Genomic DNA, 10,871 nt, shown 5'->3' on the forward strand with positions numbered 1-10,871 from the left:
AAAAACAACTTTAACTAAGAAATCATTAACACCTACCCACTGATTAAAGCCAACCATAAATTATAAAATAACCACTATTATCAATTAATTAAGTAACAAGCATCATTTCATTAAGATCTTTAACGTCGACACGCCTCTAATCATCACACAATTTGTTGGTTTTTTGCGCTAAATCATAACTATACAATAGTTGTGGATTACAATTTCATAACAGGTGTAAATGACAATTAATCGCAATAATATTGCCACAAGCTCTATCACGGGATATTCCCTATCCAATAGGATTATTTTCACCCCATTGAGAAAAGAAGATTCCTAAACGAAACCTAAATAAAATGTCTGTTTTTAAAAAAATATTCAACGCTATAACTAGAAAAATGATTGAGATCATAACCAGGAATCATCTCACTCCGTACCATCATCGGCATCCAGCCACACACAGCGGGTATTCATTGTCTTTTACACATCATTTGAGTCGGGAAATCATTAGCACTGATGGATTAGCCATAGCCAAAAACCGGGCCGACGGCATGAACTGAAGATAATTTACTCACGTTAGCAAACGGCATACTAAGCTTGAAGAGTCTACGAGTGGTTGAAACTGAAGGAAACAATAGAGATGGCGCACGCCCGCTAACGGGCAAGGGGAATAGCGCCGGGAGTGCGTGAAATCCGAGGTGGTTGTGTCCTACGGTCACAGTAGCAAGATTACGTTCCCGCAGCAGCGTGAACAAAGGCCGGAGCTGGCCTAGACGAGCGGTAAGACGTGATGCATATGGTCAATAAGTTAGCTCATCGCTCCCCTAAAATCCGATCCTAAGAGATTGCATCGTGAATATAAAACTGGTTGCCGTTGTGCTTTGCACACTTTTTCTTACTGCCTGTGACAGGGAGACGCCTAAAGAACTCGAAAGCGTCCGTCCGGTGAATATCTTTGAAGTTAGCAACAGTGCTCAGCAAGGAGTACGCATCTTCCCAGCCAGGATTATCGCGGGTGACCGTACCGACCTGGCCTTTAAGCGCCCAGGGCAACTGCAGCAATTGCTGGTACGTGAAGGGGAGCAGGTCAGCAAGGGGCAAGTGATTGCCGAACTAAACAGTAATGACGCACGCCTGCGGTTACGTGATCGACAGGCCACGTTCGATCTGGCGCAGGCGCAATTCAACCGTTTCGCCACCCTGAGTGCCCGCAATGTCATTCCCCGCGCCGAACTGGATGTTCATCGTGCAGCGCGTGACTCGGCCCAGGCCGCCTTGAAGTTGGCCAGGGAAGAAGTGAACGATATGCAAATCCGTGCACCCTTTACCGGTGTGATTGCCACGCTCACTGCCCGTAACTATCAAGTGATCCCGGCAGGCCAACCGATAGCGACCCTGAACTCGCTGGATTCGCTGGATGTGGTCTTCAGCATCCCCGAAAATCTGTTCATTGTGATTGATGAAAACAATGCACAGTACCAGCCTATTGTTCTTCTGAACAACTTGCCGGGCCGCGAGTTTACCGCCCGCTATAAAGAACACACCACCAATACCACCGCGGGCTCATTGACCTATCAAATGACCCTGACCATGCCGCGTCCGCAAGACTTGCCAATGCTCTCGGGAATGAGCGGCAGCGTGAAAATCAATCTCGGTAATCTGGCCGGGGCTTCGCAGAAAGCCAATGTCATTGTGCCCGTAGAAGCGATATTTAACCCAGATAACAGCCCACGCAATCAGCCCCATGTGTGGGTGATCAAGGAACGTGATGGCAAACTGTTTGTGGAATCTCGTCAGGTTGAAACCGGACAACTGACCGCGAACGGAATACAGATCGTCTCCGGTCTGGCCGATGGTGAACGGATCGTCGCCGCCGGTACTCGCGAACTGCGCCCCAATCAGGAAGTGCGCGCCTGGGTCCGTGAGCGAGGTCTGTAATGAAACTGACAGAGAACTTTATCAACAACGGCACCCGTATCTGGCTGGCGATCCTGCTGCTAAGTATTGGCGGCGTGCTGGCGTTTCTCAACATCGGCAGGCTGGAGGATCCGGCCTTTACCATCAAGACTGCGGTGGTGGTCACCCGCTATGACGGCGCTTCAGCCCAGCAAGTGGAGGAAGAAGTCACCCTGCCGCTGGAAAATGCCATTCAGCAGTTGCCATATATCGACAACGTCACCTCCATCTCCAGCGTGGGGCTGTCGCAGATCACCATTAATATCCGTGCCGAATACGGTGCCGCCGAACTGCCGCAAATCTGGGATGTGTTGCGCCGGCGTATTGGCGATGCCGCGATACGGTTGCCGCCCGGTGCCAGCCCTCCGATAGTGAACGATGATTTTGGTGATGTGTATGGCTTCTTCTTCTCGCTGTATGGCGACGGCTTTAGCAATCAGGAGCTACGCAACTTTGCCGAGCTGTTACGCCGTGAGTTAGTGGTGGTACCAGGCGTGGGCAAGGTGGGGATTGTCGGGGTGATCCCGGAAGAGGTGCAGATTGAGATTTCCCGCGCCCAGATGACCGCCGCCAATATTATCCCACAGCGGCTTTACGATCTGTTGAGCCGGCAGAACGTGGTGTCCAACGCCGGGGATCTGTTGGTGGGCAGCGAGTCGATCAGGCTGCATCCCACCGGGGAATTTGCCAGCGTGCAAGAATTGGGTAATCTGCTGATTAGCGAGCCGGGCAGCCCGCGCAGCGTTTACCTGCGCGATATCGCCACCATCAGCCAGGGCGTAACCCACTCCCCCAATAATATCTACCGTGCCAACGGGCGGCCTGCGCTCTCTATCGGCGTATCCTTTGCTCCGAATGTGAACGTGATTGTGGTGGGCGAAGCGGTCAAGGCCCGGTTGGCCCAACTGCAAGCCGAACGCCCCGCTGGGATGGATATCAGCGTTTTCTACGATCAGTCCCATGAAGTAGAAGGCGCGGTGAACGGTTTTATCACGAACTTCTTGCTGGCGCTGCTGATCGTGGTCGGCACCCTGCTGATCTTTATGGGGGTGCGCAGCGGGCTGGTGATCGCCGCCTCGCTGGCGCTGAACGTGCTTGGCACCCTGCTGATCATGAAGCTGTTCAATATTGAGCTGCAGCGTGTTTCGCTCGGGGCGCTGGTGATCGCCTTAAGTATGTTGGTGGATAACGCCATTGTGATCGTCGAGGGCGTGCTGGTTGGGCGGCAACAGGGTGAGAAGACCCTGCAGGCCATTAATAACGTGGTCAAACGCACCATGTTCCCGCTACTGGGGGCGACGGTGATTGCCATTCTGGCATTTGCGCCGATCGGCTTATCCAACGATGCCACCGGCGAATACTGTAAGTCACTGTTCCAGGTATTGCTGATCTCGCTGATGCTGAGCTGGTTCACCGCCTTGACCCTGACGCCGGTATTCACCAAATGGGCGTTTGAAAAACAGAAAATGGCCGAGCCAAAACCCGATGAGCCGGTCAAATCGCCTTATGATGGTTGGCTGTTCCGCGTCTATCGCAATCTGTTGGGCAAACTGCTGCGCCAGCGCACTATTACGCTGGGAGTGCTGGCCGCGTTGATGGTTGTTTCGGTGATCGGTTTTGGCAACGTGCGCCAAAGCTTCTTCCCGCCGTCCAATACGCCGATCTTCTTCGTCGATCTCTGGCTGCCCTATGGCACCGATATCGCCTATACCGAAAAGATTGCCGCCGAAATCGAGCAACATATCCAGTCGCAAGAGGGCGTCAGCGATACCATGGTCACCATTGGCCAAGGTGCAATGCGCTTCATGCTGACCTATAACGCACAGCGGCAATATTCCAACTACGCACAGGTGATGGTGCGGGCCGATCAGCTAAACCAGATCCCCGGCATGATCGGCCAAATAGAGGGCTACGTACGCAATAATTTCCCTCAGGTGAATGCCCAGGCTAAACGCATCATGTTTGGGCCTTCAAATAACAGCTCTATCGAGGCACGCTTTATAGGCCCGGATCCGAACGTGCTGCGCACGCTGGCGGCCAAGGCAGAAACCATCGCCAGCGCAGACCCCAATGCCGACGGAGTCATGCACGACTGGCAACAGCGCAGTAAGGTCATTCGCCCGCAGTTCTCGGATTATCTTGGCCGTGAATTAGGGGTGGATAAACGCGAAATCGACAGTGCGCTACGCATGAGTTTTGGCGGGATCGCCGTTGGCCTATATCGTGATGGCACACGGTTAATGCCGATTGTGTTAAGAACGCCGGACTCGGAGCGGTTGAATGCCGAACGGTTGAACGACGTGATGATCTGGAGCCAGGCACGGCAGGCGTTTATTCCTATCGACAACGTGGTCAACGGCTTTACTACCGAGTGGGAAGATCCGCTGATCATGCGCCGGGATCGCAAACGCACCCTGACGGTTCAGGCCGATCCTAGCTCCCAGAGCGGTGAAACCTCTGCCGAACTGTTGCAACGCATCAAACCGGATATTGATGCCATCCCATTACCGCGCGGCTATGAACTGAATTGGGGCGGCGACTATGAAAGTACCAAGGAAGCCCAGGCCGGGTTGTTCACCAGCCTGCCGGTGGCCTTTGTGATCATGTTCATCATCACCGTGCTGATGTTCAGCTCGCTGAAAAATGCCGTCGCCATCTGGCTGACCATTCCGCTAGCGTTGATTGGGGTAACCGTAGGCTTCCTGCTAACCGGTATTCCGTTTGGCTTTATGGCGCTGATCGGCCTGTTGAGTTTAAGCGGCATGTTGATCCGTAACGGCATTGTGCTGGTAGAGGAGATTGGGTTGCAGCGGCAGGAAAAACCGATCCTGGAGGCCATCATCGACGCCTCTACCTCACGTTTGCGCCCTATCCTGCTGACGGCCTTTACCACCGTACTCGGCCTGGCCCCACTGCTTAGCGATGCTTTCTTCCAAAGTATGGCGGTGGTGATCATGTTCGGCCTGGGCTTTGCTACCGTGCTGACTCTGTTGGTATTGCCGGTGATCTACAGTTGCATGAACTCCGACAAGCAAAAGGTGGCGACTGAAGCTTGAGATCGCACTCTACGTAGGGGCGCCGCATGCTGCGCCCGTTTACACGGCCTCGCAATAAAGAGAGCCTCTTGCATAAATCGGGCTATTGCAAAATGCGGCATTGGTTTACTGTGTAGCCAGTTCAAAACCAAACACGGAGAAGTGCAAAGTGATTAAAGAAACAATCTTGGGATGTTCGCTGCTGTTGGTCTCTGCCACTGCGTTGGCTGGTGGTTGTGACAGCCCGCGCACCCCTTATGACGTGACCTACTGCGCGGCATTGGAGATGGTGCAACTGGATCAAGAGATCAACGTGCAATACAAGAAAGTGATGGGACTGCTGACTCAACCACAAAAGCAGACGCTGAAGCAGTCGCAGATCGAATGGCTGAAAAATCGGGACAGCCAATGTAGCGACGACTCCATGATCAATGTCGCCTGCTCAAACAAGACCATGCAAAGCCGTATCGATTTTCTGAAAAGCGTAGAGCGGGAATGCAAAAGTACCGGCTGTGACAGCAAAAAACTGGCTCAGCAGCAGTAAGAGGGTCGGGGCGCCTATGCTGCGCCCCGCATCAAAAACCCGGGCGTCTCACTCTCAATTTAACCACTTTGTCGGGAAGTACTTTAATCAGTCTGCCGCTTTCATATTCGTTCTGAATTGCGACGAATACCGGTTTCAGCGCGACCAATTGCGCATAGTGGCTGATCCCCATTTTATGCAGCGCGCGACTTTTTTGGCCGGAAATGGTCTTGATACTTCGCATCATCAAACCGGCGATTTCGGATAGAGAAAAACCCTCGAGGAAATAACGCATGATGCGAGATTCCATTGGGGACAAGCTCGCTATCTTAATCCGTTGACGACGGCCTGCGGGTTGTTCAATCAAGGAGGGTATTTCAAGACCATCAATAAGATGGAACTGCTTGTGCCAATCTGCCAATGGCAATCTCAAGGTGATCACCTTATCTATTCCCCAATCATGTAATCGTGATACCAGATAGGGGATATCCACATCGATGGTGACGATTAAACGTGGTTTAGGATGTATGGTCTGTAAACGTTGGATCAAACGGATAGCACACGGCAAATTGGGCTGATAGATATGTAACGATATGATCAGCAAATCAACCGGGTACTCCAGCAGTTGTTGCAACACCTGTTCTTGATAGTTCTCACTCTGCCAGGACAGCTTGCAGGAGCATTGGCTAAACAGCGCTGGCAAAGCGATACGCACCATTTGGCACGGCGAAACCACCGCTACTTGCAAAGTTGGACTCCCGAGCTCCATAAATCAAAGTCCTGCCACTAAAGGGCGTTCAGGAGCATAGGTAACATCTGCAATACCACCAGCCAGTAGGGCATCCCGCTGAGCAATGCGAAAAAGCTCGGCATCACAGTGGACACCCAGCTTGCGCATAATGCTGCATTTATGCGCGCTGATGGTTTTGATACTGCGATTTAATAATTTCGCGATCTCCGTCAGACTCAAGCCGGAATACAAATGGATCAGTACGTTGCGCTCACTGCGGGTCAACGAGCATTGATCCAGCGGTTTCAGCGCATTCATATTGTTGAGACACAGTTTGATGCTAGGGCTATGGACGTGTCCCCCCGTTAATGCCTCAGTCAAATCCCGACATATTTGCTCCGGTTGCTCTTGCTGCGCAATCAGGCTGATCCGTTCCTGATATTGTAATGGGGCCAGGATTTTCACATCGCAGCAGGCCGTGTAGACCACAATATTTAATGACAGGCATTGCTCATGCAGCATTGCTAGCCGCAGGGCTATGGTGGCCATTTCCTGTGGCGATCCGCTCAGATCGACTAATAACACCGAAACGGCGGCCTGTCTCAGTCTATCCCCCAGGCCGGTTAAGGACATCGTGGCCATCTGGCAGCGATGGCCGAGCTGTAAATCCTCAATATAATACGCAAGACCCAAAGCCATCAGCGGGTTGCAAGCCAAGACACCTAAATTGATATTTGATGATTGAGATTTCATCATTATTGCCCGCCATTGACTGCAGTGCCCGCAACAGACACCTGTGCTGCCCAGCGATAAAGATCGCTATCGCTATACAGTTCGAGCTTGAACATGGCATTCCGTTTATGCGCGCTAACGGTGCGTATATCACGCTGTAGTGCCTGAGCCGTTGTGGTCACGCTTTTCCCTTTGAACAAAAGCTCAAGAACATCCAGCTCACGATGGGTCAATGGATAGGGGTAGGCCTTGCTGTTTGTGGCTAGCGTACCGGTCTGGAAGCTGTAATGATAATGACCGGCCATCACCTGAAATACGCACTGTGCCAATGCTGACAACGGTTCGTTTTTAAGGTAAATACCACTCACCCCCATCGTAACCAATTGTTTCAACAATCGGCTATCCGTCAAGCTGGTGCACACAATCAGACGGATTTTAGGCCAGTTGCTGATGAGTTGGCTAATCACACGTAAGCTCTCTAGCACCGAATCACCACTACCGCATAACTCTATCATCACCAAATCAGCTTGGTATCTGTGCATCAACTCCAATACACCCGTTACCTTTGGAGTCATTTGGTAAGCCTCGACCTGAATGCCTGATTGAGCAAACCCATGGCGGATCCCAATCTGGATCATCGGACAATTATCAATAATCAATACCTGCCTGATATAGCATGTTTTTTCTACCTCTATGTTTAAAGCAGACTCTACCACTCCGATTGAAGAGATCATAAAATTGGTTCCATTAACTATTCTTTATTTATCTGCATGCTAAAAATTTCGATATAGCGATGATTAAAACTTTTTTGGTAAAGAGTTTATTTTGATCAGCAACCCATTTTTAATGTCGATATACCCCCCCGTTTTTAATGATGAAAGAGTTTTCATTATTCCGCTACGGGATAACAGACTGCGCTCCTGGATATACTCCAGCGCCGTAGTGGTAGCCCTGATCTCAAAATCTTCAATACTTAGTGAATTCAGAAGGTTACAAATTAATTCATAATTACTGATGCCGACCGTTTCCCGCTGATATTCACTAAAGCGTGTAGTCGAAAGCATTAGCATAAGACATATGTCTTTCCAAACATCGTTAGTATCTGCATAGCGAAAAAAATCATCTACCGGCAGAATGCCGTACTCAACGTCACTGATCGCCAAGAGTTGCACATCCGATTTAGCATGAAAAACATCCTGCAGCCCGATAATACAGGGCGCTCTTATTGTTGATAACACCAGAGAATCTTGAGTTCTTTTAGCGATGCAGATCCCACTGTAAAGCAGAAAGCACATTCTTTTATCATTCTGTTCGAGATAAAATCGTTGCCCCGTTCGTCCTTGCTTTATCTGGGCAATCGATCTAATTGAAGCTAAAATCTCGTCAACCGCAGCGAGTGCCTTCGTTCTTTCCGTCACTTTACTAAAGTCATACATACTGTTTACTCGAATGAACTATAGAATTCCATTGTTGATATTAAAAACCTGCAAGAAGTAGTTTAGTAGCATATAATACTGATCAGGTCCCTTTGATGATCAATAAGAGTTAGGCATTAAGGAATAATCCCGTTGATACTTTCGATAAAAGTAAACGAGTCTCCAGGCAAGAAGCAATTATGGGAATAATAGAGGCTGTCTATCCTCACCGACAAGAGAAGAAACCATTGCAGACGCCCCTTATTACTAAGCATTATCTTATAGTAACCCTATACTCTCAAAGTCTTTGTGATTCATTTTTAGCCCATCAGTCCAAAAATGGACTAAATGTGTTACTTATCCCCAGAAATAAAACTGCCAAATCCCCCAATGCCCCTGTGGGGCAACGCACAGCGGAAAGCATCAGATCAAGGTAAGCGGGGGATGTCATCAGCGACCTCACTCGCTTATCTTTGTTACCGATTTCACCTATACTCACTACAATCCGTGTTTTCCCGTGGTCGCTCATGAACAACAGCAAAAAATTTACCGAGACTAAGCCCGTCACTCATATTCAAACGTTACAGGACTCCCTATCAACGGTTTTTAGCATACGCAAGGGCAAAGCAGGGCAACGTTTCCCACTGATTTTAAACGATAAAAGGATGTGCCTTGCGCTAATACAGGGAGAGTGTGAGTTTAAGCGGAGCAAAGACTCACTGCTTATCGGCATTTTTAAAGCCCCTATTATTGTTGGTGTCAGCAATTTAGTGCACGACCCCGCCAACCTTATTATTCAGGCCAACACCCCGATCGAGTATATGTATCTCCCTCTAGAGGACTTCTTGATGCATATCGAGCAACTGAACCTATGGAAGCCACTTTCTTATACATTGATGTATCTGACCGCACGGTACGATGACCATATGCAATCGAATACCGCGCTATCCAGCTATGAGCTTATCTGCAACTGCCTACGCGCATTGAACGATGAGGATTTTGAAACCCGGGCCACCGTATCAGCAGTGCAATACATCCTCGAGAGAACTCAGTTGTCCCGCAGCGGGATTATGAAAACCCTATCTGAGTTAAACTCAGGCAGTTATATCGTCATAAAAAGGGGATTGTTAATTAAAATTAATAAATTACCCAATAAGTTCTGAACACCCCTGCTTGATATATTGGTGGTTAAACAGATAACACCGGCATAAAAATCTACACCGGTGCACTATTGAAACATTGATGTCAGACCTAGCGCTGTGTTAGCTGCGCCTTACTGATAGGTAAAATTCATCTGTACTATACTGCGAAACGATCCTGCAGTAGTATCATTAAAATTTATCAATCTCCCGGCCAAAGCATAAGTTGCGTTATGTAACGCATCAACTGACACCGTCATGCTGGTGCCATCACCCTGTACCAACGTTTTATTGGCATCTTGTACCACCTGTACTGCCGCGTTGATGGCAGTCCCTGTGTTAGCATACAGCGTGGCATCGGCAGTGGCAGGCGTTCCCGAGAAGGTTGCTGTCACGGCAGTAGTGCCTTGCGGGCAGTTGATCAGTTTGACCACGAACGGCTTCCAGTCCGAGGCATTACCGTTAGCCCTCATCTCTGAGAGGCTTACTTGGCCAAAATCCACATCCTGGCTCACCGAACTTGAATCAACAGTACAAGGGCTAGCCACCACCATCCCACTAATTCTCAGGTCAGTAGCCTGAACGGCGCTACTGAGCACGCCTGCTGCCATAATCAGCAGTGTTTTTTTGATCAGGTCGCTCATTCAGGCAACTCCTGTTTATAAAACGATGGGTTTAGTTGTAGGTAAAATCAGCTTGTACCACAGCAGCGATACTCCCGGTCGTCACGTTACCTGTCGACGTTACGGCACGAGCGCTCAACGCATAGGTCACGCTCCTATCGGACAGAACAGGCTGGGTCAGCGAGCTGTTATTACCCAGAATTGTCGAACCGCTAGACAATTCCACCGCCAGTGGGGTAGCTACCCCGGTGTTCATATACATATCGGTTTGCGGGGCGGCGGCAGCGGTACCGGTAAAGGTCACCTTGACGTTATCAGTACCCACCGGACACGACTTTAATTCCAGATTAAACGGCGTAGGTGTTGTACCCGCTCCAGCAGCGGCCAACGTAGAAGCTTGGATATTTTGCCCTAAATTTACGTCCAAGTTGCTTAGGTTATTATTTACTTCGCAAGGTGAAGCTATCACCCGGCCGGTAATATTAATATTTACTGCTGCCATCGCTGCGTTATACCCAGCAGTCATGATCAGCAATGCCAATGATGAGTGTTTTAATAATGTATTCATAACTATTTCATCCTTCTATTTAATAATGACAACTATATAATCCATTAACTAACAGTAAAAACTTGATTAAATAATTAAAACAGTACGTTATTGGCATGTAATTTTTAACATCGCGATAACATTAACCAGATCTGCAGTTACCGTATTTTTTGTCTGATAATACAGGGCTAT

At 49.4% G+C, this 10,871-nt stretch carries 10 protein-coding genes; 4 read left to right on the plus strand and 6 right to left on the minus strand.

The genetic code is table 11. From position 1 onward, the window contains the following. The first annotated feature begins 831 nt into the window (after positions 1–831). From WN53_RS02175 to WN53_RS02185, 3 genes are all read left to right on the plus strand, one after another. Positions 832–1,917, plus strand: coding sequence for an efflux RND transporter periplasmic adaptor subunit (locus WN53_RS02175; protein WP_024485001.1), 1,086 nt, complete (start codon positions 832–834; stop codon positions 1,915–1,917). Beyond that, entirely contained in the window at positions 1,917–4,991 is a 3,075-nt protein-coding gene (locus WN53_RS02180) for an efflux RND transporter permease subunit (RefSeq protein ID WP_024485000.1), read from the plus strand. Before WN53_RS02175 ends, WN53_RS02180 begins: the two co-directional genes overlap by 1 nt. Before the next feature lie 148 nt (positions 4,992–5,139). Then, on the plus strand, positions 5,140–5,514 hold the full coding sequence (locus tag WN53_RS02185; protein ID WP_024484999.1) for a lysozyme inhibitor LprI family protein: 375 nt from the start codon (positions 5,140–5,142) through the stop codon (positions 5,512–5,514). A 31-nt stretch (positions 5,515–5,545) separates the two neighbouring features. On the opposite strand, the gene WN53_RS02190 is transcribed toward WN53_RS02185, so the two are convergent. From WN53_RS02190 to WN53_RS26710, 4 genes are all read right to left on the minus strand, one after another. Next, entirely contained in the window at positions 5,546–6,211 is a 666-nt protein-coding gene (locus tag WN53_RS02190; RefSeq protein WP_037412323.1) for a LuxR C-terminal-related transcriptional regulator, read from the minus strand. A 54-nt stretch (positions 6,212–6,265) separates the two neighbouring features. Then, positions 6,266–6,979 (minus strand): helix-turn-helix transcriptional regulator, encoded by a 714-nt coding sequence (locus tag WN53_RS28875; RefSeq protein ID WP_024484997.1) that lies wholly within the window; start codon positions 6,977–6,979, stop codon positions 6,266–6,268. Then, complete coding sequence (locus WN53_RS02200; RefSeq protein WP_024484996.1) at positions 6,979–7,689, minus strand: response regulator transcription factor; 711 nt, start codon at positions 7,687–7,689, stop codon at positions 6,979–6,981. The genes WN53_RS28875 and WN53_RS02200 overlap by 1 nt, the downstream gene beginning before the upstream one ends. A gap of 63 nt (positions 7,690–7,752) precedes the next feature. Continuing rightward, the gene (locus WN53_RS26710; protein ID WP_024484995.1) at positions 7,753–8,391 is read right to left on the minus strand and encodes a helix-turn-helix domain-containing protein; all 639 of its coding nucleotides are present in this window, start codon (positions 8,389–8,391) and stop codon (positions 7,753–7,755) included. Between the two features lie 506 nt (positions 8,392–8,897). Between WN53_RS26710 and WN53_RS02210 the strand changes: the two genes are divergently transcribed. After that, a complete protein-coding gene (locus WN53_RS02210) occupies positions 8,898–9,533 on the plus strand; it encodes a helix-turn-helix domain-containing protein (RefSeq protein ID WP_024484994.1) in 636 nt (211 codons plus the stop codon). A gap of 110 nt (positions 9,534–9,643) precedes the next feature. Here WN53_RS02210 and WN53_RS02215 read toward each other — a convergent pair whose 3' ends face one another. Both WN53_RS02215 and WN53_RS02220 read right to left on the minus strand, forming a co-directional pair. Beyond that, positions 9,644–10,153, minus strand: a complete 510-nt coding sequence (locus WN53_RS02215; protein ID WP_024484993.1) for a fimbrial protein — start codon at positions 10,151–10,153, stop codon at positions 9,644–9,646. Between the two features lie 31 nt (positions 10,154–10,184). Continuing rightward, a complete protein-coding gene (locus WN53_RS02220; RefSeq protein WP_024484992.1) occupies positions 10,185–10,700 on the minus strand; it encodes a fimbrial protein in 516 nt (171 codons plus the stop codon). Between the last annotated feature and the right edge of the window lie 171 nt (positions 10,701–10,871).

It is taken from the genome of Serratia fonticola (assembly GCF_001006005.1).
GTDB classification, from domain to species: domain Bacteria; phylum Pseudomonadota; class Gammaproteobacteria; order Enterobacterales; family Enterobacteriaceae; genus Chania; species Chania fonticola.